Source organism: Peribacillus acanthi (assembly GCF_003073175.1).
Classification (GTDB): Bacteria; Bacillota; Bacilli; order Bacillales; family DSM-1321; genus Bacillus_BN; species Bacillus_BN acanthi.
The window spans coordinates 1-23,758 of sequence record NZ_QBBX01000025.1 but is presented as its reverse complement, the minus strand read 5'-3'; the positions used below and the strand labels follow the sequence as shown (position 1 = coordinate 23,758).

At 36.2% G+C, this 23,758-nt stretch carries 21 protein-coding genes and 4 tRNA genes; 24 read left to right on the top strand and 1 reads right to left on the bottom strand.

What is annotated here, in order from left to right; all coding sequences use genetic code 11:
* The first annotated feature begins 108 nt into the window (after positions 1-108).
* From DBX25_RS18650 to DBX25_RS18550, 21 genes are all read left to right on the top strand, one after another.
* Positions 109-1,047 (top strand): YybS family protein, encoded by a 939-nt coding sequence (locus DBX25_RS18650; protein WP_108672262.1) that lies wholly within the window; start codon positions 109-111, stop codon positions 1,045-1,047.
* Between the two features lie 47 nt (positions 1,048-1,094).
* Positions 1,095-3,068, top strand: coding sequence for a DHH family phosphoesterase (locus DBX25_RS18645; protein WP_108672261.1), 1,974 nt, complete (start codon positions 1,095-1,097; stop codon positions 3,066-3,068).
* Positions 3,065-3,514, top strand: a complete 450-nt coding sequence (gene rplI / locus DBX25_RS18640) for a 50S ribosomal protein L9 (protein WP_108672260.1) — start codon at positions 3,065-3,067, stop codon at positions 3,512-3,514. The genes DBX25_RS18645 and rplI overlap by 4 nt, the downstream gene beginning before the upstream one ends.
* A gap of 390 nt (positions 3,515-3,904) precedes the next feature.
* Positions 3,905-5,269: a replicative DNA helicase gene (gene dnaB / locus DBX25_RS18635; protein WP_108672259.1), complete on the top strand. Its 1,365-nt coding sequence runs from the start codon at positions 3,905-3,907 to the stop codon at positions 5,267-5,269.
* Positions 5,270-5,514: 245 nt separating this feature from the next.
* The gene (locus DBX25_RS18630; protein WP_108672258.1) at positions 5,515-6,804 is read left to right on the top strand and encodes an adenylosuccinate synthase; all 1,290 of its coding nucleotides are present in this window, start codon (positions 5,515-5,517) and stop codon (positions 6,802-6,804) included.
* Between the two features lie 317 nt (positions 6,805-7,121).
* A tRNA-Lys gene (locus DBX25_RS18625) sits at positions 7,122-7,197 on the top strand.
* Between the two features lie 13 nt (positions 7,198-7,210).
* Positions 7,211-7,282 (top strand) — tRNA-Glu (locus DBX25_RS18620).
* A gap of 83 nt (positions 7,283-7,365) precedes the next feature.
* Positions 7,366-7,441: transfer RNA gene (locus DBX25_RS18615), tRNA-Asp, on the top strand.
* A 173-nt stretch (positions 7,442-7,614) separates the two neighbouring features.
* Positions 7,615-7,687: transfer RNA gene (locus tag DBX25_RS18610), tRNA-Phe, on the top strand.
* A 259-nt stretch (positions 7,688-7,946) separates the two neighbouring features.
* Positions 7,947-9,389, top strand: a complete 1,443-nt coding sequence (locus tag DBX25_RS18605; RefSeq protein ID WP_108672257.1) for a peptidoglycan DD-metalloendopeptidase family protein — start codon at positions 7,947-7,949, stop codon at positions 9,387-9,389.
* A gap of 221 nt (positions 9,390-9,610) precedes the next feature.
* A complete protein-coding gene (gene yycF / locus DBX25_RS18600; protein WP_108672256.1) occupies positions 9,611-10,321 on the top strand; it encodes a response regulator YycF in 711 nt (236 codons plus the stop codon).
* A 4-nt stretch (positions 10,322-10,325) separates the two neighbouring features.
* Positions 10,326-12,149, top strand: coding sequence for a cell wall metabolism sensor histidine kinase WalK (gene walK / locus DBX25_RS18595; protein ID WP_108672255.1), 1,824 nt, complete (start codon positions 10,326-10,328; stop codon positions 12,147-12,149).
* Positions 12,146-13,456: a YycH family regulatory protein gene (locus tag DBX25_RS18590; RefSeq protein WP_157951017.1), complete on the top strand. Its 1,311-nt coding sequence runs from the start codon at positions 12,146-12,148 to the stop codon at positions 13,454-13,456. Before walK ends, DBX25_RS18590 begins: the two co-directional genes overlap by 4 nt.
* A complete protein-coding gene (locus DBX25_RS18585; protein WP_108672253.1) occupies positions 13,443-14,234 on the top strand; it encodes a two-component system regulatory protein YycI in 792 nt (263 codons plus the stop codon). Before DBX25_RS18590 ends, DBX25_RS18585 begins: the two co-directional genes overlap by 14 nt.
* Positions 14,235-14,240: 6 nt before the next feature.
* On the top strand, positions 14,241-15,035 hold the full coding sequence (locus DBX25_RS18580; protein WP_108672252.1) for an MBL fold metallo-hydrolase: 795 nt from the start codon (positions 14,241-14,243) through the stop codon (positions 15,033-15,035).
* A gap of 147 nt (positions 15,036-15,182) precedes the next feature.
* Positions 15,183-16,385 (top strand): S1C family serine protease, encoded by a 1,203-nt coding sequence (locus DBX25_RS18575; RefSeq protein WP_108672289.1) that lies wholly within the window; start codon positions 15,183-15,185, stop codon positions 16,383-16,385.
* A 182-nt stretch (positions 16,386-16,567) separates the two neighbouring features.
* Entirely contained in the window at positions 16,568-16,726 is a 159-nt protein-coding gene (locus tag DBX25_RS18570) for a CxxH/CxxC protein (protein WP_108672251.1), read from the top strand.
* An 83-nt stretch (positions 16,727-16,809) separates the two neighbouring features.
* On the top strand, positions 16,810-17,289 hold the full coding sequence (gene rlmH, locus DBX25_RS18565; protein ID WP_108672250.1) for a 23S rRNA (pseudouridine(1915)-N(3))-methyltransferase RlmH: 480 nt from the start codon (positions 16,810-16,812) through the stop codon (positions 17,287-17,289).
* Between the two features lie 187 nt (positions 17,290-17,476).
* Positions 17,477-19,222, top strand: a complete 1,746-nt coding sequence (locus DBX25_RS18560) for a DNA (cytosine-5-)-methyltransferase (RefSeq protein ID WP_170110145.1) — start codon at positions 17,477-17,479, stop codon at positions 19,220-19,222.
* Positions 19,222-19,737: a hypothetical protein gene (locus DBX25_RS18555; protein WP_108672248.1), complete on the top strand. Its 516-nt coding sequence runs from the start codon at positions 19,222-19,224 to the stop codon at positions 19,735-19,737. The genes DBX25_RS18560 and DBX25_RS18555 overlap by 1 nt, the downstream gene beginning before the upstream one ends.
* A gap of 1 nt (position 19,738) precedes the next feature.
* Entirely contained in the window at positions 19,739-20,920 is a 1,182-nt protein-coding gene (locus tag DBX25_RS18550) for a DNA methyltransferase (protein WP_157951016.1), read from the top strand.
* Between the two features lie 52 nt (positions 20,921-20,972).
* Here the strand turns inward: DBX25_RS18550 and DBX25_RS18545 are convergent, their stop codons facing one another.
* The gene (locus tag DBX25_RS18545; protein WP_108672246.1) at positions 20,973-21,923 is read right to left on the bottom strand and encodes a hypothetical protein; all 951 of its coding nucleotides are present in this window, start codon (positions 21,921-21,923) and stop codon (positions 20,973-20,975) included.
* Between the two features lie 361 nt (positions 21,924-22,284).
* On the opposite strand from DBX25_RS18545, the gene DBX25_RS18540 reads away from it, so the two are divergent.
* Genes DBX25_RS18540 through DBX25_RS18530 form a run of 3 tightly spaced genes read left to right on the top strand, consistent with a single transcriptional unit; the run spans position 22,285 to position 23,618 of the window.
* Positions 22,285-22,767, top strand: a complete 483-nt coding sequence (locus DBX25_RS18540) for a JAB domain-containing protein (protein WP_240620421.1) — start codon at positions 22,285-22,287, stop codon at positions 22,765-22,767.
* A 14-nt stretch (positions 22,768-22,781) separates the two neighbouring features.
* Positions 22,782-23,297, top strand: a complete 516-nt coding sequence (locus tag DBX25_RS18535) for a DUF1643 domain-containing protein (RefSeq protein WP_108672245.1) — start codon at positions 22,782-22,784, stop codon at positions 23,295-23,297.
* A 24-nt stretch (positions 23,298-23,321) separates the two neighbouring features.
* Entirely contained in the window at positions 23,322-23,618 is a 297-nt protein-coding gene (locus DBX25_RS18530; RefSeq protein ID WP_108672244.1) for a hypothetical protein, read from the top strand.
* Positions 23,619-23,758 lie beyond the last annotated feature (140 nt).

Here is a 23,758-nt window from a genome sequence, read left to right as displayed (position 1 = left end):
TGTTGAGCCTTTTTAATTGAAAAAAATCATAGTCAACCAAAATAGGTAGTAATATAACTCCATGATATAATAGGAGAGTTGAATTTTATTTTGAAAGGGGTGTGAGAAATGACCCAAGGAAAGAAAATTGCTGAAGGTGGCGTATTGCTTGCCATATTCAGTTCATTGATCTTTTTGTCTATCCAAATCCCTATTTTAGGCATTGTATTGATGTGGTTCATGCCAGTTCCTTTTATTTTGTTTGCTGCAAAGAATACGATTTCTTGGTCAGTGGGCTTTGTTCTTGTATCTACATTGCTAGCAACTCTATTCGGGACATTGGTTGCTGCTCCAACTGCTATGATGATAGGATTTATGGGTATAACTATCGGATCATTCATAAATCGGAATAAACAAGCTTTGGATACATATATAGCAGCAGTCCTTGTTTTCTTAGGTTCAGTTCTTGTATTTTATGGAGTAGCGGCACTATTTTTTGATTTTAATATTATTAAAATTTCAATGGATATGACAAAAGAAGCCATTACCCAGTCACAAGAAATAATGAAAAAACTGGGGCAACCAGAGAATAAGGCGTTAATAGATCGATTAGAGGCCGCCATGAAGCTCGGGGAAATTCTTTTACCTAGTTTGATTGTCGTGTCTTCCATGGTAATGGTGATGATGTTTTTCTATGCGAGTAATCCATTAGTTAAACGGTTTAGTGGAAAAAAACTCGCTTTATTAGCGTTTCGAGAAATTCGTCTTCCTAAAAGTCTTTTATGGTATTATTTAATTGTTATGTTAGCTACATATTTTATTAATCCTATACCAGAACAATTTTTATATACGGTATTAATGAATTTAATATTCATGCTTCAATTTTTAATGCTGCTTCAAGGATACTCATTTATTTTTTACTTTTGCTATGAAAAGAAGTGGCCGAAAGCTCTTGCAGTTATCACCACCCTCTTATCCTTAATCGTACCGGTCCTTCTTTTTTTCATCCGATTTTTAGGTATAATTGATTTAGGCTTTAATTTAAGAGAAAAGATTCAAAAGAAGTAACCAAATAGGAGCTTTTCTTCATAGAAGTGCTTTTAGGAGCTGAAAGTATGCCATCGTATTTGAAAAACCAATCATTTCGATATCCAATATACGGTCTAATAGGAGTAGTGGTCGTCCTTCTTGTCATTCTAACCTATTACCAATGGATCGTCGGAATAATCGGTTTTGTGATGATTTCGGGGTTGTTTTATCTGTTGTTCAGGCTGGAGTCAGAAAACCGGAAGGAAACGGAGGAGTATATCTCCACACTTTCTTATCGTTTGAAAAAAGTTGGCGAAGAAGCCTTATTGGAAATGCCAATTGGGATTATGCTAATTAATGATGAAAATTATATTGAATGGACCAATCCTTTTATGGCATCTTGCTTTAATGAGGATACTCTAGTCAGTCGTTCATTGTATGATGTTGCAGAAACCTTAATACCATTCGTTAAACAAGAAGTCGAAATGGAGACTATTACCCTCTATGAACGTAAATTCAAAGTCATTCATAAACGGGAAGAACGTTTATTATACTTCTTTGATGTAACGGAACAGGTCGAGATTGAGAAATTATATGAAGATGAGCGTACCGTCATTTCAATCATTTTCCTCGATAATTATGACGAATTGACGCAAGGAATGGACGACCAACGTCGAAGTAGTTTAAACAGCATGGTGACATCCTTATTAGATAAATGGGCAAAAGATAATGGCGTCTTTTTAAAAAGAACTTCATCTGATCGTTTCATTGGGATATTTAATGAACACATTCTTCAACATCTTGAAAAAGGGAAATTTACGATACTAGATGAAATTAGAGAAACGACCACTAAACAAAATGTCCCTTTGACATTAAGTATTGGTGTAGGTTCTGGTGTTTCCTCTCTTCCTGAGCTTGGTCTGTTGGCCCAATCCAGTTTAGATTTAGCTCTAGGGCGCGGGGGAGACCAGGTGGCCATCAAGTTGACAAATGGTAAAGTTAAATTCTATGGTGGAAAAACCAACCCAGTAGAAAAGCGAACAAGGGTACGTGCCCGCGTCATTTCTCATGCTTTGAAGGATATTATTGTAGATAGTGATAAAGTAATCGTAATGGGCCATAAATTTCCCGATATGGATGCCATAGGTGCTGCTATAGGAATTCAAAAAGTTGCACAAATGAACGAGAGAGAAGCTTATATTGTATTAAATTCTCAAGAAATCGATACGGGTGTTCAACGATTGATTCAGGAAATTAAGAATAAGCCTGACCTGTATTCTCGCTTCATTAGTCCAGAGGATGCATTAGAAATGATAACCGATGATACTCTGTTAGTGGTGGTTGATACACATAAACCATCCATGTTGATTGAAGAGAAGATTTTGCGAGCGACAGAGAAGGTCGTAGTGATCGATCATCATCGTAGAGGGGAAGAATTTATCAACCACGCACTACTGGTCTATATGGAACCGTATGCTTCCTCTACAGCAGAACTAGTGACGGAGTTGTTGGAATATCAGCCAAAACGAAGCAAAATCGACATGCTAGAGGCTACAGCGTTATTAGCGGGAATCATTGTTGACACAAAAAGCTTTACTCTTCGTACAGGATCGCGTACCTTTGATGCTGCATCCTATCTTCGTGCACGTGGCGCTGATACTGTATTAGTCCAAAAGTTTTTAAAGGAAGACGTAGATACGTATATAAAACGATCGAAGTTAATAGAAACGGTTGAGTTTTATAAAGAAGGCATTGCAATTGCAAAAGGTAATAAAGAACAAATCAATGAACAAATCCTGATTGCTCAAGCAGCAGATACCCTACTGACGATGGATGGTGTAATCGCATCTTTTGTTATTTCCTACAGAGAAGAAAATATGGTTGGTATCAGTGCTAGGTCATTAGGAGATGTGAACGTTCAGATTATCATGGAGGATCTGGAAGGGGGAGGGCATTTAACAAATGCAGCTACCCAACTTTATGGAATCAGCATTGAAGAAGCTGAACAGAGGTTAAAACAAGCTATAAATCAATATTTGGAAGGGAGTCAAAAAGAATGAAGGTCATTTTTTTGAAAGATGTAAAAGGTAAAGGGAAAAAAGGCGAAGTTAAAAATGTAGCAGATGGATATGCTCAAAACTTCCTTATCAAACAAGGTTTAGCAGTGGAAGCTTCCAATGCTAATATGAGCAAGCTAGAAGGCCAAAAAAATAAAGAAAAACAATTGGCAGTGGAAGAGCTTGAAAACGCAAAGGAATTAAAAGAAAAGTTAGAGAAAATTACAGTCGAAATCCAAGCCAAGGCTGGTGAAGGTGGACGTCTATTCGGCTCAATCACTACTAAGCAAGTAGCGGAAGAACTACAAGCAAAACATGGCATTAAAATTGATAAACGTAAAATGGAATTAAATGAAGGGATTCGCTCTCTAGGACATACAAAAATTCCAGTGAAGCTTCATTCAGAAGTCTTGGCAACTTTGACCGTTTCAGTGAAGGAAATTAAATAAGTTCAACTTACTTCGTATGATTAACCAAAAAATAGCTCTTTACCCTAGAATGTAAAAGCTGTAAAATGTGATGGAGCCCATCTATTCCTAGTTTGGGCTCATCACATTTTTTTTTACTTTTAAAAAGATTAAAAACTACTGCTTTTGAATCACTTTTAAGAAGTGTAAAGTGGCAGCAAAGAAGTATCTCGAACAAGTGACGAATTGTAGGATTTATATATACGTGCAACTAGGCATTCGCCATCTAAGTCTTGGCGCTCGCCAAGTGTTCTAATAAGGCTCGCCAAATGACATGGCGAGTTTTCTAATGTATCATCTGCTAATTTATACTGAATTTAACAATTATTACCCTCATATATATGCTTTTAATTAAAGATGGGAGGTACACATATGAATGAAATCTTTCGCGATCGTATACCACCACAAAATATAGAAGCCGAGCAGGCTGTACTAGGAGCTGTATTCCTAGAGCCATCTTCTTTAACACTTGCTTCTGAAGTTTTGATACCGGACGATTTTTATCGTGCATCCCACCAAAAGATTTTCAATGTCATGCTAACGTTGAATGATAATGGAAAGGCAGTCGATTTAGTCACTGTTACAGAAGAGCTAGCAGCATCCAAAAATCTTGAGGAGGTTGGGGGAGTTGTATATTTGAGTGAATTGGCAAACTCAGTGCCAACCGCTGCAAATATCGAATACTATGCAAGGATTGTTGAAGAAAAGTCCTTGCTTCGTCGATTAATTCGAACCGCAACAAATATTGCTCAGGATGGATATAGCCGTGAAGACGAAGTAGAAAGTCTTTTGAGTGAAGCAGAAAAAAATATTATGGAAGTAGCACAACGAAAGAATGCTGGTGCCTTCCAAAATATTAAAGATGTTCTTGTCAAAACCTATGATAATATCGAGGAATTAGCAAATCGTAAAGGAGATATTACCGGAATCCCAACTGGATTCTCTGAATTGGACAGAATGACAGCTGGATTTCAACGCAATGACTTAATCATTGTAGCGGCTCGTCCGTCAGTAGGTAAAACGGCCTTCGCCTTGAATATTGCTCAAAACGTCGCCACGAAAACAGACGAAAATGTTGCGATTTTCAGTCTTGAGATGGGTGCCGAGCAGCTAGTAATGCGTATGCTGTGTGCAGAAGGGAATATTAATGCACAAGGATTAAGGACAGGCTCTTTGACGGATGAAGATTGGCGTAAATTAACCATGGCAATGGGAAGCCTTTCAAATGCAGGGATTTTTATTGATGATACACCTGGAATTCGTATTAGTGATATCCGTGCTAAATGCCGACGACTTAAACAAGAGCAGGGTTTAGGAATGGTACTGATTGATTATTTACAATTAATTCAAGGAAGCGGCCGTTCTGGAGAAAATAGACAACAGGAAGTATCGGAGATTTCACGTTCCCTTAAGGAGCTTGCCCGTGAACTTAAGGTTCCTGTCATCGCCTTATCGCAGCTATCCCGTGGAGTAGAGCAACGTCAAGATAAGAGACCGATGATGTCCGATATCCGTGAATCAGGAAGTATTGAGCAGGATGCCGATATCGTAGCCTTCTTATATCGTGATGACTACTATGATAAAGAATCAGAGAATAAGAATATTATAGAAATCATTATAGCTAAGCAACGTAATGGTCCGGTTGGAACCGTCTCACTTGCTTTTGTGAAAGAATATAATAAATTCGTAAACCTGGAACGTCGATTTGATGATGACGCAATTCCCCCAGGAGCTTAAAGAAGCGCCTCTTTTATCGAGAGGTGCTTTTTGTACTTTAGGCTTGGTGCTAGCCAAGTTTCTTATACTTTTACAGTTATCTATTCATCTATGAAACAAGTATTATAACGAACAAATAATATCATTATTCTACTAATTGTTCGGATTTAGGTTGACTTTCACTCGATTTTGTTGATAAAATGAGTTTGTTTGAAAAGAGGTCGATTTAAAAAATCACCGAACGTGAACCTTTGGAGGTGCAGGATATGTCATCAGTAGTTGTTGTGGGAACACAATGGGGAGATGAAGGTAAAGGTAAAATCACAGACTTTTTGTCTGAGCATGCTGAGGCAATTGCCCGTTATCAAGGTGGTAACAATGCGGGTCACACAATCAAGTTTAATGGTGAAACATATAAGCTTCATTTAATTCCTTCTGGTATATTCTATAGTGAAAAAATTTGTGTAATCGGGAACGGTATGGTTGTAGATCCCAAAGCCTTACTTAAGGAATTAGCATATCTTCATGACAGAGGAATTACTACTGACAATTTGCGCATTAGTAATCGTGCCCATGTCATTCTTCCATATCATTTAAAATTAGATGAAGTCGAAGAAGAGCGCAAAGGTGCAAATAAGATCGGAACGACTAAGAAGGGGATTGGTCCTGCATACATGGATAAAGCAGCCCGTATGGGAATCCGTATGGCAGATCTTCTTGATCGCGAAGTATTTGAAGAGAAACTTACGCATAATTTAAACGAAAAGAATCGCTTATTGGAAAAGTTCTATGAGACGGAAGGTTTCCAATTAGAAGACATTTTAGATGAATATTACGAGTACGGACAACAAATCAAAAAATATGTTTGCGATACATCTGTAGTGTTGAATGACGCTCTAGACGAAGGTCGCCGAGTACTTTTTGAAGGCGCTCAAGGCGTCATGCTGGACATTGATCAAGGAACGTATCCATTCGTTACTTCTTCTAATCCTGTAGCAGGAGGAGTTACGATTGGTTCTGGAGTAGGTCCTACAAAAATCAATCACGTGGTCGGAGTATCCAAAGCGTATACAACCCGTGTAGGTGATGGTCCATTCCCAACTGAACTAGACAATGAGATCGGCCACCAAATTCGTGAGGTTGGTCGTGAATATGGAACAACAACAGGACGTCCACGTCGTGTAGGTTGGTTTGATTCAGTGGTAGTTCGCCATGCTCGTCGTGTAAGCGGAATTACAGACTTATCTCTTAATTCTATCGATGTTCTTACTGGTATTGAGTCATTGAAAATTTGTGTAGCGTATCGTTATAATGGCGAGGTTATTGAGGAGTTCCCAGCAAGTCTTAAAGTCCTTTCTCAATGTGAACCAGTATATGAAGAGCTTCCAGGTTGGACAGAAGACATTACTGGTTGTAAATCCTTAAATGAACTTCCGGAAAATGCCCGTCACTATTTAGAGCGCATTTCCCAACTAACTGGTATTCCATTATCGATTTTCTCTGTAGGACCTGATCGTTCACAAACGAATGTTGTAAATAATCCTTGGAGAATGTAATAGCACTAATAGAGGATGTTCCATTTTGGGACATCCTCTATTTTTATCGGGGTTAACTTATGTCTTAACAATGCATCAAATCGATACGCTTATATGGTTGTTTGGTGATTATCCATCATGTTCTTAAATAAAAATTTTTTAGGGTTGAACATGCTATTGTCCAGGCAATAAGTTTTTTTAGAAAAATACTATTGCTTTGTTGTAGGTATCTATGATACTATTAAAAACGTCGCTGGTAACCTTTAAAAATAGTATGAGCTACTAATTTGGTGAATTGCACTTTGCAAGAACTATGTGGCAAAGCTACAATTTTATCCGAGCCATTAGCTCAGTCGGTAGAGCATCTGACTTTTAATCAGAGGGTCGGAGGTTCGAGTCCTCCATGGCTCACCAGTTTATTATTCATGGCCCGTTGGTCAAGCGGTTAAGACACCGCCCTTTCACGGCGGTAACACGGGTTCGAATCCCGTACGGGTCATCGGCACATATAAATAATGAGCAAGCGGCTGGCAAGGACGGCTTCCTTGCTCGTTATTTATCCTAATACATTTCATTTATTCTGGTCCCGTGGTGTAGCGGTTAACATGCCTGCCTGTCACGCAGGAGATCGCGGGTTCGATTCCCGTCGGGACCGCCATTTATATTTATTACAGAATGTTAATATGGCTCGGTAGCTCAGTCGGTAGAGCAACGAGCATCACATCCATGAATATTCTACGAGTTGTACCCAACGAGCTGCTGCTTGGGAAACTTCCTGAGTTGGGGACAAAGGATAGGCTAATCAAATGTAGCGGCGAAATATTATTATATGGCTCGGTAGCTCAGTCGGTAGAGCAAAGGACTGAAAATCCTTGTGTCGGCGGTTCGATTCCGTCCCGAGCCATCCTTCAAAACACTGATGATATCAGTGTTTTTTGTTTTGTAGTTATCTGGTATTTTTTTCATGATATGAGTCTTTTTACCTGTAATATAAATGACATCAATTATACAGTTGTGTTACAAATTGACTACGTTCCCCCACATGTTTTTTTTCTATGTTAAATTAGTAGAGGTTATTAAAAACAGTGAAATCTACGACCTAAATACATAGAGATAAACCCTTCCAAAGAGAAGGGCGAAGTATAGTATAGGGGGAAGTAATTTTGTTTAAAAGAGATAAGATGATGGGGAAGAGTGCAAAGCAGGTCTTCATTAAGGCTGCGGCTTTGACGTTTGCGTTATCTTCCATGACGTTCCATCATGGATTTGCGAAGGAAGATAAAGATATAGAGACTATTTATCATGTATATTTAAAAGATGAATATATTGGAAGATTATCAGATACGAAGGCGTATGAAACGCTTTTACAGAATAAAATTGAAGAGGCTAAGAAGCAGTATCCTCACATGGATTTTGGCGCTGATCGAGATATTTCTCTTATCGAGGAAAATGTGTTTGAGCCGAACCATCAAAGCAAAAAAGTACTAGACCGTTTGGATAAAGATATGACTGTCGATGCCAAAGCTTATGCGATTACAGTAGATGGGAATCCAGTGGCTTATGTAGAAGATAAATTGTCTGCTAATCAAGCATTAAAAGCGCTACAATTACAGTACGTGACAGGGCAAGAGTTGGCAGTAGCAGAGGAACGGAAGAAACAGGCGGTGACCGTTTCACCTTTAGAAGAACCAGGTTCGAGAGTTTCAGATGTTAGATTTACTAAACTGACAGATATAAAGGAAACCTTTGTGAATCCAGAAAATATTTTGGATGTCCAAAAGGCTTTAACCTTAATTAATAAAGGCACTCTTGAAGAAAAAAAGTATGAAGTAAAAGAAGGCGATGTACTAAGCAGTATTGCTAGTGCCCATAAGCTGGATATGAAAACTATACTGGCTTTAAACCCAGGATTAACAGAAGATTCCATGATTAAAGCTGGAATGAATCTTAATGTCACGATTACTAAACCTTTGGTAGAAGTGGTTGTTGAAAAAGAAGTATTACGTGAGCAACCTATTCCATTTGAAAAACAAGTTATAGAAGATTCTCAATTACCTAAAGGTGAGACAAAGACGAAACAAGAAGGAAAAAATGGTCAAAAAGCAGTTTATCTTTCTATTAGGGAGATAAACGGAAAGCCTTCTGCTCAAAGTGTATTGTCTGAAAAGGTAATTCAAGATGCGGTACCTCAAATTATTATTAAAGGAACCAAGGTGATCCCTTCTCGTGGCAGCGGAAAATTTTCATGGCCCGCTGTTGGGGGATACATCTCCAGTAAAATGGGACATCGTTGGGGAAAAATGCATAAAGGTATCGATATTGCTCGTCCAACCAACCGCACAATTAAAGCAGCTGATAATGGTGTTGTAATCTTTGCTGGAAGAGATGGCGGATATGGAAATAAAATAGAAATTAATCATAATAACGGTATGGTAACTCATTACGCTCATCTATCTAGTATCGATGTAAATGTTGGAGATGTAGTAGAAAGTGGAACGAAAATTGGTGTCATGGGATCTACAGGCAATTCCACAGGTGTTCACCTTCATTTTGAGGTACTAAAAAATGGCCAACATGTAAATCCATTGTCATACTTGAATAGATAGCAATACAGTCCTCGGATTAAACTCCGGGGACTTTTTTAAAATAGAGGGGTAATTAACACGTTATGTACCTGGACTATTCAAAAAGATGAATTACTATGTATATCATGTTAAAGTAATAGTGGGTACATAGATATTTTTTTATTAGAGTCATCCTTTGATATACGATTTTTATGAATGTTCTATTTAGATGAGAGTAAACTGAATTTAAAGGAGTCGAATGTATGGATAAAAAAATTCTAGTAGTAGATGATGAAAAGCCAATTGCAGATATACTGCAATTTAATCTAAAAAAAGAGGGTTTTGATGTTCATTGTGCCTACGATGGCAATGAAGCACTTGAAATGGTTGAAGAGTTAAAACCAGATTTAATCTTATTGGATATCATGTTGCCACAAAGGGATGGCATGGAAGTATGTCGTGAGGTCCGTAAAAAGTATGAAATCCCAATTATTATGTTGACTGCAAAGGATTCTGAGATTGATAAAGTTCTTGGTCTCGAGCTAGGTGCGGATGATTATGTGACTAAGCCTTTTAGTACAAGAGAATTGATTGCCCGTGTAAAAGCGAACTTGCGACGTCAACAGGCCATTGTGAATTCCAGCCAAGAAGAAGAGGAAACAAGGGAAATCACGATTGGGTCATTAACTATTCATCCAGATGCCTATGTAGTATCAAAGCGTGGTGAAACCATTGAATTGACTCATCGTGAATTTGAATTACTACATTATCTAGCTAAACATATTGGGCAAGTAATGACTCGTGAGCATTTACTTCAAACCGTTTGGGGTTACGATTATTACGGTGACGTCCGTACCGTTGATGTAACGGTAAGAAGATTGCGTGAAAAAATAGAGGACAATCCTAGTCACCCAGGTTGGATTGTGACAAGAAGAGGGGTAGGCTACTACCTTCGCAACCCAGAGCAGGAGTAAGTAAATGAAAAAAGTGGGTTTTTTTCGTTCCATTCATCTTAAGTTTGTACTGATTTATGTATTGCTTATATTGGTAGCCATGCAAATCATTGGCGTATACTTTGTTGATCAATTAGAGGATCGTCTAATTGATAACTTTCAAAAATCCCTAAGCGAACGTGTGAACCTTCTCGAATACAATATTGAAGAGGAAATGGTGAAAGAACGTGATGACGATTCTCCTACTTTAGAGGAAGACATACGTTCAATACTGCTGGATTTTTCAGCTGTTGATATTACTGAGGTTCGTGTGATTGACACGCGCAGGCGAATCATCGGAACCTCGGACATTGATAATCAAGGAATTGTTGGTAAAAGGACGACCGAACGTCTGATTAAACGTACGTTAGTGGTTGGATCTGAATCAAGCAGAGTATTAGTGAATCCGAAAACAAAAAACAGGATTTGGGTTCTTTCCTCACCGATTGAATCAAAAGGTGAAGTAATAGGAGCTATTTACCTCAATGCAAAGATCGAGAATGTATTTAAACAGATGAGAGAAATCAATAATATCTTCGCTTCTGGGACTGCAATTGCTCTTGGAATTACAGCCATTTTAGGGATTCTATTGGCACAGACCATCACTCGTCCTATGTCTGATATGAGACGTCAAGCACTAGCATTAGCAAAAGGCAATTTTTCTAGAAAAGTAAAGGTCTATGGTTATGATGAAATAGGTCAGTTAGCCATTACTTTCAATAATCTGACTAAGAAACTTCAAGATGCACAGGCATCTACTGAAGGAGAGAGGCGCAAGCTTTCTTCCGTTCTATCTTATATGACGGATGGAGTGATATCTACGGATCGAAGAGGTAGGGTCATACTGATTAATGAGCCAGCAGCACAGATGTTGAATGTTTCACGTGAAACGGTCCTTTCACAGCCAATCGTAAACTTGCTTGGCTTAGAGGATGAATATACGTTTGAAGATTTATTGAATGAACAGGAATCAGTGATTCTAGACTACAGCACGAAAAATGAACCATATATATTAAGGGCGAATTTTTCAGTCATCCAAAAAGAAACAGGCTTCGTTAATGGACTAATTACGGTGCTACATGATATCACCGAGCAGGAAAAAATTGATGAGGAAAGAAGAGAGTTTGTTGCCAATGTTTCACATGAGCTGCGGACACCACTAACGACGATGAGAAGTTATTTGGAAGCGTTAGTTGAAGGGGCATGGAAGGATGAAAATATTGCACCGAATTTTTTAAGCGTGACACAAAACGAAACGGAACGAATGATTCGTCTTGTTAATGACTTACTACAACTTTCCAAACTAGATAGCAAGGATTATCGACTATCAAAGGATTGGGTAAACTTTAGTGTCTTTTTTAACCATATCATTGATAGATTTGAGATGACGAAGCAACAAAACATTACGTTTAAAAGGAACATCCCTAAAGATTCTCTGTTTGTGGAGATTGATGAAGACAAAATCACACAAGTTTTATACAATATCATCTCTAATGCAATGAAATATTCACCGGAGGGTGGGCAAATTTCATTCACGGTCAATGTGATGGAGAGCATGTTGCAAATTAGCATCACAGACCAAGGTGTGGGTATTCCTAAAGATAAATTGGACAAGATCTTTGACCGTTTCTATCGAGTCGATAAGGCACGTTCCCGTAATCTAGGTGGAACTGGACTTGGACTTGCTATTGCTAAAGAAATGGTATTAGCTCATGACGGTAAAATCTGGGCAACAAGTGAAGACGGCAAAGGAACAACGATTTATTTCACTTTACCGTATGAGCAGGAACAAGAGGATGAATGGTCATGAATGTAGAAAGTATCAAATCTGTCATTCTTACTGTTTTAGTATTGCTGAGTGTTTTTTTGACATGGAATATTTGGACATACCAACCTAATCTTGATCAGATCGAGCAAACTCAATATATGGAAGTCGCAATTTCAAATAAACAGGAACTTGAAAGTGTCATCCGACCAACCCAGATTTTATACCATCATGATACGACGTATGGAACATCCAATGAAAATGAAATTGAAAAGACGATGTTAGAGATATCAAAATGGAATTTAGACACCATTAAGGATATCAGTCAATCGATACCGGACAGGGATTTCTTAAATTTTGTTCATGGTAAAGGAAACACAGAAATCAAATTTTCGGGAAAAGTTCCTTTAGGAGTTTATAAGAATATTATTCGAATCAATGAAAAGGAATTTCCAGAATTTAAGTTCGACCGGATTGTAATAAATACCATTAAGGGTCAGGATAGCCTCTACTTCGTGGCATATGATGAAAGAAAAGTATATAGAGCAAGTGTTAACATTTCCTTGCTTGAAACCTTCAACAAGGATTTCTATTCGTATGCATATCGCTACCCAAAGTATGAGTCTTATAAATTGTCAGATCGTAAAATGTTTTTCCTGCCAAAAGAAATGGTTAAACTTCCTCAGTATAAATATTATCCTATTTATTTGGATACGAAGAAATTTCGTGATGCACTGTTTAGCGATCCAAGCATTGTAAAACAGGACTATATTGCACAAGGTGAGGAATATACGGACGGTTCGAGCTTAATGAACGTGTATTACAATACCATGATGATTTACTATGTAAATCCAGCAAAACGAAAGAATATACCGCCTCAATCGGACGATTTGCTTCAGAAGAGCATTGATTTTGTAAATGATCATGCAGGTTGGGAAGACCAATATCGTTTTGCGGAATTAAGTGAAGCAGAACAAAAAACGGTATTTCGTCTTTTTCTTCAAGGACTTCCTGTCTTTAATGAAGAAGGAATGTCTGAAATAGTGCAAGTATGGAGTAAGGATGAAATCTACCAGTATACGCGTCCCTATTTCTCGCTCGATTTTCCACTTCCTTCTGAGATAAAGGAAAATGTGTTACCAACAGGTAAAGAGGCATTTGAAGAAGTCACCTCATTGAGGGATTTTGACCCTAACTTATTGGAAGACTTAGTAGTTGGCTACAAACTGAGTCGCGATCCATTAGAGCAAAAAATCATTTCTTTAGAGCCTGCATGGTATTACCGATATGGTGGTGCCTGGATTAGGGTTATCTTCCCTGAACGAGGAGGTGTACGTAGTGGATTGGAATAAAACAAAGACGATATTCATTCTAGTTTTTTTAATTCTCGATTTGTTTCTTATCTATCAGTATTTTGAAAAGAAAAATTCCAATCAGTACGAGCTTGTTGCAGAATCCTCGTTTGAAGAACGGCTGAGTGAAAATGAGATTAAGTATACAGCCTTACCTAAAGAATCAGTGAAGGAACGTTATGTAAGTTCAAAAAGTAAAAACTTCACTGAGGATGATATAAAAAAGCTCAATTATCAAGAAGCCACACTTTACGATAACCAAAAGCTTTTTGCCAAGTTGGAAAAACCATTCCCACTTTCAGAAGGGACCCATAATGAAGCTTTGGACTCCTTTGTTAAGGATACGGTATTAAGTGGCGATCAATATAAGTATTGGAATTATGATAAGGCGACAAATGCCATTATCTACTATCAAACCTATGACAATAAAATGTTTTATAATAATATGAATGGCAAACTAGTTCTATATATGAATGCGAATAGAGAAGTTACTTCCTATGAGCAGACACTCTTAGAGAATATCGAAGAGTTTAATGAGGAAGAAGAAGTACTTCCTGCCATTAAGGCCATTGAAACCCTTTTTACAAAAGGATATTTAAAGCCAAAAAGTAAAATTACTAAGGTGGAGCTTGGTTATTATACACTGGTCCAATTGACAGCTTCACATGTTTTGACCCCGACGTGGCGAATTGTCATCAATGATGAAGAAAATATGTACGTGAACGCGTTAGAAGGTCAAATTATACAGTTTGATACAGAAGATAAAATAATGGAGTGAGATAACATGTCTTTGCATTTTAGTGTTCTCGCAAGCGGGAGTACAGGAAATGCGTTTTATGTGGAAACGGAGGAGCATTCGATTTTAGTCGATGCCGGCTTAAGTGGAAAGCAAATGGATTTGTTATTTCAACAAATCAACCGAGACCCTTCCAAGCTTTCTGCTATTTTAGTAACGCATGAGCATAGTGACCATATTAAAGGGCTTGGCATTTTAGCCCGAAAATACAATTTACCTATCTATGCCAATGAAAAAACATGGGCAGCCATGGAATCAGGCATTGGACAAATATCAACAGATCAAAAATTTGTCTTTGATATGGAAACAGTTCAAAGTTTTGGAGACCTTGATATTGAATCTTTTGGAGTATCACATGATGCTGCAGAGCCGATGTTTTATGTGTTTCACCACCAAGGAAAAAAGGTAGTACAAATCACAGATACAGGGTATGTCAGTGATCGGATGAAAGGTATCATATCGAACGCAGATGCGTATATATTTGAAAGTAATCATGATGTTCAAATGTTACGTATGGGCCGTTATCCATGGAGTGTTAAACGTCGAATATTAAGCGATGTGGGCCATGTTTCCAATGAAGATGCAGCCATCGCTATGAGTGAAGTAGCTGGGGACAGGACGAAACGCATTTACTTAGCCCATCTAAGTCTTGATAATAACATGAAGGATCTTGCCCGAATGTCAGTTGCCCAAACATTGGAGGCACAAGGAATCCGAGTAGGGGAAAATTTTGATTTATTTGACACAGATCCAAAAAAACCGACTGAATTAGTTTGTGTTTAGTCAAATATGGTTAAAAAAGGAATGAGAATAATTTTCTCGTTCCTTTTTTATTTTTTAAGCAAATTTTAAGAATTGCAGAGTATTATGAAGCTGTAAAACAAACAATAATAGAGCCATTATATAGTAGGAAAGAGAGGAATGAGGAGATTGGGATATTATGATCAAGATTATGAACATGTGAGATCTAAAAAGAAGGGGCGTGGAGGAACTTTTTTTGCAGGACTGGTAGGTGCAATTATTGGTGCTTTAATAGTCGTTATCGCTCTCCCTCGTCTTGGTATCGAAACGGTTAATGAAAATGATATTCAAATTGAACAGAAAAAAGAAGGAAAAACAACAAATGGCATTCAACAGAATGTTTCTGTTAATGTAACAACTTCTGTGACACAAGCTGTTGATAAGGCAGGAGATGCAGTGGTTGGCATCACCAATATTCAGCAATCTAGCATGTGGCAACAACAGGCCGGTGAAGCTGGAACGGGTTCGGGTGTTGTATACAAAAAAGGCAATGGTAAGGCCTTTATTGTAACGAATCACCACGTTATTGATGGAGCCAATGAATTAGAAGTGACATTGTCTGATGGTACAAAACTTCCTGCCAAGTTATTAGGAAGCGATGTTTGGACCGATTTGGCTGTCGTAGAAGTCGATTCCGATAAGGTTAAAACAATTGCAGAGTTTGGAAATTCCAATAGTTTAAAACCAGGTGAACCTGTAATAGCCATTGGTAATCCATTAGGCCTACAATTTTCTGGATCTGTTACACAAGGAATAATCTCTGGTCTTGAAAGAACAATAGAAATTGATGTAAACCAAGACGGAGTGGTTGATTGGAATTCTGAAGTTATCCAAACGGATGCAGCGATTAACCCAGGAAATAGTGGAGGAGCGCTGGTAAATTTAAACGGTCAAGTGGTAGGGATAAATTCCATGAAAATTGCGCAGTCAGCAGTAGAAGGTATTGGATTATCGATTCCAATCAATTCGGCTATTCCTATTATTGAGGATCTTGAAAAGTATGGTGAAGTACGTCGTCCATACATGGGAGTTAATTTGGCTGGGGTAGAAGAAGTAAGCCAATATCACCGTCAAAACACACTAAAACTTCCTAATGATGTAACAAAAGGGGTTGCCATTACGCAAGTTGATCCAAGCTCTCCAGCTGCAAAGGCAGGATTACAGGAGTTCGATGTAATTGTTGAAATGGACGGAGAAAAAATTGAAGATGTTCCTGGTCTACGCAAGCATCTATATGTGAAAAAGAAAATTGGAGACAAATTAAATATTACATTCTATCGACAAGGGAAGTTGGAAGAAGTCACGATGACATTAAGCGGCCAAACTTTTTAAGTTGAGCGATGTGGATAAGTAAGAGAGCCTTAAATGGAGGCTCTCTTATTTTTGGTTTGTGGTATGATGAGTGTGGATATTTTGTAAAGGGAAAAAATTGTGGATAAGTAAAGTAGTTGATTTTTCTATCACATTTAGGGGAAATTAATAAAAAAAGATGGATTAAAGGAGCGGAAAAATATATGATATATTGCTGTAAAGAACATGTTGAACTAGCGCTGGATGTAGTAGTGGACGAGCATGAAGTAGCACCAGAATTAAAAGAGTTCACACAAGAAAATGAGCTGTTAATAACCTGTGAATATTGTAATAATCCTGCAATATATATGGTGGCGAACTAATATTCGCATACAATATGTGGACGGAAATTGTGTATATGTGGATAACTTCTGTGGATAACTTGTTTGTAAAGTGAGGACAAGCTGTGAATATCTCAATTATTACGGTTGGCAAATTGAAGGAGAAATATTTAAAACAAGGAATAGACGAATATTTGAAACGATTAACCTCGTATGCGAAAGTCGAAGTCATTGAACTGGCAGACGAAAAAGCACCTGAAACACTAAGCGAAATTGAAATGGAACAAATTAAAGATAAAGAGGGCGAGCGGATCTTAGCAAAAATTAGTCAAGATACCCATGTCATTGCACTCGCTATCCAAGGGAAAATGAAATCATCAGAAGAACTCGCAGATGGACTTGATAAACTCGCTACCTATGGAAAAAGTAAAGTGGCATTCGTAATTGGGGGATCATTGGGCTTAAGCGATACTGTCATGAAGCGATCTGATGAGAGCTTATCCTTTTCAAAAATGACCTTTCCTCATCAATTGATGAGACTGATTTTGGTAGAACAGATTTATCGGGCTTTTAGGATTAATCGGGGAGAACCGTACCATAAGTAAATGAGGTTTTTTATTGAGATAGTTAATTCCTATTGAATTAGCTATCTTTTTAAATTGTTGAAAGTAGAGAAACGTTAAATTTATATTTTATAATTTTGTTGCAAAAGTCATTTTAATATTAATAGTTTTTATAAAAGCAATGGTGTGTTATCATTTTGATATTAAGCACTGCCAAAAGGAGAAAAGTATGATTAATGTTGGTAATGAACTAAAAGAATATCGTATTAATATGGGTTTTACCCAAGGGGATTTAGCGGATTTAATGGAAGTTTCTAAAAGTACAATTGTTAGATGGGAGTCTAATCATAAACCATCTAACTTAGGTATTCAAAAGTTAAGAGAGCTTAAAATTATTGGTGAAGATAGATTAAGAGAAGTTTTGATACAAAAAAAGGGATCAAAAGAACTAGGATTAAGTATTCCAAATAGAAAATTGAAAATACCATCTGGGGAAAAGAGTATTTTTTATGCACCTTATGTGGTTAATGGACCAGAGGATCAAAAGACATTCCACGATTTCTTAATAGACCTACAGGAACATGAAAATCTCATGATATCAGAGGAGATTTACTTAAATAGACTTTCTCTTGTGAAATCTGTAGAAGATATAGAAACTGCACAGTCATTATTAGAAAAGAGTAGTAAAAGTGCTAAATCGTGGAATTCAAATTATGGAACCCATGGATGGCATAGATATATTGGGAGATTTCCACCTCACTTAGTTAGGGCGATTTTAAATCACTTTCAGGCAACAGAGAATGATTTAGTTTTGGATCCATTTGCTGGAAGTGGGACAACATTAGTTGAATGCAGGTTATTAGGTATTCCTGCAATTGGAATTGAAATTTCACCTTTGTCAGCTTTAATCACTAGAACTAAGGCTCAGTTTAGAGAAACATCTGATGAAATTCTAAATATAATAGCTCACCTAGAAGTTTTCTATGTTGAACGATGGACAACATTTATAAGTGATAGAGATATTAATGAGTTTTCATATGATGAAATTATAAATCGAGAAGGCAATACTGTTTTGGATTTTACTAATTATGAAAAATGGTTTTCCAAACAAGCACTCTTAGGTGTATCTATAGTAGTTGAGTTTGCTAAAACAATTGAGGGGTATTTAAAGGATGTTCTATTGGTAGCATTATCATCTAAAATGAGAAGTATTGGTAATGTAGACGTAGATGTAGTAAGAGCTGAGTATAGTAAAGTACCTCGTGAAAATGTAGATGTTCTATCATTGGTTAAGTCACAATTAATAAAGATGGCTAACTCGATAAAAAGATCATATCAGACACATGCTACAACTATTGCATCCCCAAACGAAATTAAGTTAATAGAAAACGATGTATTAAAGACTAATCTCGAAAAGGAATCTATTTCTTATATTATTACATCTCCTCCATATGGTGTAGAGTCAATTAGTTATTTAAGAACGCATTTATTATCATTTAAGACCCTAGAATCTATTTTAAATGTAGACCCCTATGAGATTGGTGAATCGGTAATAGGCTCTGAGTTTTTACCAAAGGAAGTTCCTACTGTAAAATCATTTAAATCTACAAATATTAGTGCTACATTTAATTCGTTTTTTGAAGCAATTTATGACGAAACAGAAACTAAAAAAACAAAAACTAGAACATTAATGATGATGCAATTTTTTGATGATATGTATGATCTTGCAGAAAAATTTAAACTATGGTTAAAATGTGGTGGGAAAATAGCTTTTGTAATTGGAAATAAAAAAATTGGAGATCATATAATTCCGACACATAAAATAATCGAAGAAATTTTTAAGTATCACGGATTAAAGCTTTATAATATTACTAGACATAAATTGAAGACAAATAATTCAAACTCCCAAGTTCCATGGCAAGATCGTATTATTGAGGAAGAATATATAATGTTCTTCGAAAAGGAGTTACAATAATGAGAATGAATGAAGGATATATTCACGTAGCTATGAGGGGGTTCTTTAAACGTCAAGGCTGGCAACTAATTGCAGGGCAATATCCTGGTGGAACAGATGATGAACTGGCCGTATTAAATATTGTTGATTTAGATGTTGCTAGAGATAATAGTCCAGATCCCAGAAGACATAGTAAGGGTAAATTCGTGCCAGATTTATTTGTTAGAAAAAACAATGAGATTTTAATTATAGAGGCAAAGCCTAGATTTTCAATGGAGGATAGGGAAAAACTGATAGAATTAATGAATGAAAAAAGGGAAGAATTAATTGTAGCTTTTCAAAAGTTTGTGATTGAAAGGAAGATTGAGATTCCATACACCATATCAGAAATTCAGTTTACTCCATGTTTAGCTTTTTCATCGAGCTCGAAAGTTAAGATAATAGATCCCGATTTTAAATATATATTGGTAAATCATATTGAAAATGTAGAGCTCTGGGATCTGTTCAATAATACTTTGCTAGAAGGTGACGAGTAAATTGGCAATACTAGAGAACTTAAATTTAGAAAAAATCATTAATGGTGAAGACTGGGAATTTGGAGATGTTGATACCCAATTTTTAACTCATAATATCCATAGATACTCAGGGAAATTTATTCCTCAAATAGCTTCAAAAGTAATTGAATTAATAACATCAAAAGGTGATGTAATTTTAGATTCTTATATGGGGTCTGGAACAACCTTGTTAGAGGCATCGTATTTAGAAAGATACTCTATTGGTATTGATTTAAATCCTCTAGCAGTTTTAATAGCTAAGGTTAAAAATTCACCTATATCTACAGAAAAGCTGAATAGCCTATATAATCATTTTGAAAACTTTTGTGTGAAACTTGATGCGTATTTTGAGGATAATTTATTTAATATAGATGAGGATTTCAAAAGTTTTATCCAAAATGAAGTTTTAATGCATCAAAAGATGAATGATGAGTGGTTTAATAAATGGTTTGAAAAAAGTGTACTTATAAAACTAGTTTCTATTTCTACTTCAATTGAAAAATTTGAAGATGAAGGTTTGAGAAATTTAGGTTTAATTGCATTAAGTGAAATTTTAAGAAGGTGTAGTAATGCGCATCCTTCATATCCGAATGTTATGTATGATAAGGAGTGGCATCTAAGAAAGAAATCAGACCCTATACCAGCATTTCTACAAAGTCTTAAGGAAGCAATTGATAGAGTAAAAAGATTAGATACGGAAATTTTAGAGAAATTTAAGCCGTCGATTAATCTAGGGGATAATAGGGCATTGAGTTTAGAAAACAGTTCAGTGGATGCAATAATAACGCATCCCCCTTATATTGCTGCTGTTCCTTATGCGGAGTATGGATCAATAAGTTTGAAATGGTTAGGTTATGAGCCAAAAGAATTAGATGGGAAGTTGACTGGTGGTAAAAGAACTTCAAAATATGTTGTAGATAAGTTTAAAACTGGTTATGCTCAATTTTTCGATGAATCCTATAGAGTGTTGAAAAAGGGAAAATATATGTTTGTTATGGTTGCAAATCCTACAGTCAAAGGTAATGTGATAGATTTATCGAAAATGAGTATTGAATTAGGTAATAGTTCAGGATTCAAACTAGTTGCTTCAGCTAAAAGAAATGGGAAAAACCGAAGAGCAAATAAAATGAAAGGAGAACATTTATTGTTTTTTAAAAAGGAGTAATTTAGATAGGAATGGCGTCTATTATTATAGTGATAATAAACGCCAAATTTATTTATAAATTAGATTTTTTAATGTAACCATCAGTAAATAATATTCCATCTGATACATGTCTATAGAGTTTAATATCTTTTCGATCGGATGTTGCAAGGTTATTCCAATCTTCAGTTGCCAAATTCTTAAAATGTAGAACAAGAAGGTTATCAGATGGCTTTTTATATAAATATTCATAGAGCATAGCTGTACCTGTATATGGATCCGAACGAAGATAATTCATTCCAATTTCATAAACTACGATATTATTATTATTTGAATTACTTATATTATGACCATATTCTACACTAAAGTCATTCGTACTGTAGATCTTAACTGATGGTGGTGGACTATCATAAGTAGTTCTACGTTTTAGACTTCTTGAAAAATCGGCTACTTCGTTATATTGGTCTTGTTGGAATTCCGAGTTTAATATATATTCATTAATATTTTCCATCCCATGTTCAATGTAATAGTTTAAAAACAAATCCAAATAAATTTTTAAATCATTATCCTTTTCTGGAGTTGTGATTATCTCACAATCTTCATCTACTGGCCAATTAATTGTGGTTACAGCTGAACCTGTATAATTTATAAGCTCAGATAAGGAATAAAAAAGCCTTAAATTAGCGTATCGTGGGCCAGCTGTTTCACCACCGTGTTTAGTTGCTTTATAAGGAAAAAAATAAACCGAAGGTATTGATTCTTCAGCCGCACCTGCTATTCTGGCAAATCTTTGCCCAACATTGTGCCCACTTGGTACCTCAATAGTTCTTTCTACTACTAAAATAGGTTCATCGTTATGAGCTAAAATAATATCGGCTCGATCGTATTTTAATGCTTTTGCTATTTTAGGATTTTGGGCAATTGACCCAGTAATGGGTTCAAGTGAAGAGGTAGACAACAAAGGGTTTAAATTTTTGAACCACATTCCTTCTTGAAGATCATCATAATAGATAGTTAGATTATCCAAATTAGACACCACCATAGAGTTAGAATTTTATACCTATTATAAATATACCATTAAAAAGGAAAAACTGGTAATTTACTCATTCTGAGTGTTCCTTTTTCAAAATAGGACATTTATTTGTAGTTAACTTATTTTAATAAAGAAGTCCAATCTTTAGAGAATAAATATGGAATATATAGGTTTGTGTTATTTGATTCGAATTTGTGTTTCTAAACCCATTTAAATAGTTTAAACGGAGAATATAAATAAGAACCAAAGCGTATTTAAAATAAGAAATGAATATATATTATTAATATGAATATTAACCAAAATAAGCCTTATCTCTTTGGAGATAAGGCTTATTTTATTTAAAGGAGGAATAACTGTGAAAAGTCAAATAAGTCTACTGAAGTCAGGAAAGGAAATACCAGCAAAAAGAGTAAACATTGTTTCATTAAAACTAGTAAAAGAGTCAAGCCTTCTTTACAAAGAACGAACAGTAAGGTCTCCAGAAGATGGATACAAATTATTAAAACAGTTTTTAGAAGATGCAGACCGTGAGCAATTTATTGTAGTTTCTCTGGACACAAAGAACCAACCAGTATCTATTAATATTTGTCATATTGGTAGCTTAAATGCAAGCATTGTCCATCCTAGAGAGGTTATGAAATCTGCAATACTATCAAATGCTGCTTCCATAATTGTTGGGCATAATCATCCCTCAGGAAGGGTGGAACCAAGCAAGGAAGATATTGAGGTGACTAAGAGGTTAGTAGAAGCAGGAAAAATAATAGGTATTGACGTACTAGATCACATTATTGTTGGCGATGAAACCTATACTTCTTTGAAAGAAAAAGGCTATATTTGATAGGAGTGAGAACAGTGAAAACAACAAAAAGCACGATAAAGACAGAAGTCATTTATGATGACGATAAGAATAACAAGTATCTTATTAGAAAAGAGTGGGACAAGAACAAGAAGAAAGCCCTTATCATTATGAAAAATGCAGGTCAAGCAGATGAAGTAGTGCAAGACCATACAACAATGTTTGTCATTAATAATCTCACAAGATTAGGATATGGGGTTGTAGATATTGTAAATCTATTTCCAACTATTGAAGGTAAAGAAACTAAAGAGTCTGTTACTGATAATTTAAAATGCATTCAAGAAGCTGTTGTAAGAGCAGATGATATTATTATTGCTGTTGGTAAAGGAGCAGAGAAAATCAAGAAGGCTGTAGAACGCCTAAATATGATTTTAGCCATTCTGTTAGATAAGAAAGCGAACATACTTCAAATAGAGGCGAATTTTGGTCGAAAAGGTTTTCATCCTCTTTATCCTGCTCTGAAGTATCAATGGAAGTTAGTACCGTATAGCCATACTGTTGTTACTCAATAAAAAAGGTGAGAAAGGAGCTAGGTCATGTTTGATATAAAGAGGTTTAAAAGTTTTATGGAAGAGAAATTAGATGTAGCAGTTGTATTAGATGAGGTAGGTCAGGAAGCTGTACTTCTAGATCATGACGAACTAGATGAGAGCCTGATTTTAGAGGCTGATCTGAAATTATTACCGAATCCAGTGTTGTTTCAATTATATAGTTATCAAGCAGAACATGAGTGGATAGTAGGAGTTGCAATGGAAGAAGCAACCTACAATCCACTCTTTTTAGTTTGTTTAAAGGATGGTGAACGAGTGTATAACCAATTCTTTAAGGAGTAGTGATCGAATAATGAAAGGAGGTGAATTAGAGTGTGGGAAAAGATAGTCATACCAATGTTATGATAAGTGGGATTATTGTACATTCATACTCTAACTCGATTATTATTGGCTTTTTAGTAAAATTAGATCAATTTTACTTT

Coding starts and splice junctions, on each gene's coding strand:
- DBX25_RS18650 (WP_108672262.1), top strand. CDS start 109: ATGACCCAAGGAAAGAAAATTGCTGAAGGTGGCGTATTGCTTGCCATA.
- DBX25_RS18645 (WP_108672261.1), top strand. CDS start 1,095: ATGCCATCGTATTTGAAAAACCAATCATTTCGATATCCAATATACGGT.
- rplI (WP_108672260.1), top strand. CDS start 3,065: ATGAAGGTCATTTTTTTGAAAGATGTAAAAGGTAAAGGGAAAAAAGGC.
- dnaB (WP_108672259.1), top strand. CDS start 3,905: ATGAATGAAATCTTTCGCGATCGTATACCACCACAAAATATAGAAGCC.
- DBX25_RS18630 (WP_108672258.1), top strand. CDS start 5,515: ATGTCATCAGTAGTTGTTGTGGGAACACAATGGGGAGATGAAGGTAAA.
- yycF (WP_108672256.1), top strand. CDS start 9,611: ATGGATAAAAAAATTCTAGTAGTAGATGATGAAAAGCCAATTGCAGAT.
- walK (WP_108672255.1), top strand. CDS start 10,326: ATGAAAAAAGTGGGTTTTTTTCGTTCCATTCATCTTAAGTTTGTACTG.
- DBX25_RS18590 (WP_157951017.1), top strand. CDS start 12,146: ATGAATGTAGAAAGTATCAAATCTGTCATTCTTACTGTTTTAGTATTG.
- DBX25_RS18580 (WP_108672252.1), top strand. CDS start 14,241: ATGTCTTTGCATTTTAGTGTTCTCGCAAGCGGGAGTACAGGAAATGCG.
- DBX25_RS18570 (WP_108672251.1), top strand. CDS start 16,568: ATGATATATTGCTGTAAAGAACATGTTGAACTAGCGCTGGATGTAGTA.
- DBX25_RS18560 (WP_170110145.1), top strand. CDS start 17,477: ATGATTAATGTTGGTAATGAACTAAAAGAATATCGTATTAATATGGGT.
- DBX25_RS18555 (WP_108672248.1), top strand. CDS start 19,222: ATGAGAATGAATGAAGGATATATTCACGTAGCTATGAGGGGGTTCTTT.
- DBX25_RS18530 (WP_108672244.1), top strand. CDS start 23,322: ATGTTTGATATAAAGAGGTTTAAAAGTTTTATGGAAGAGAAATTAGAT.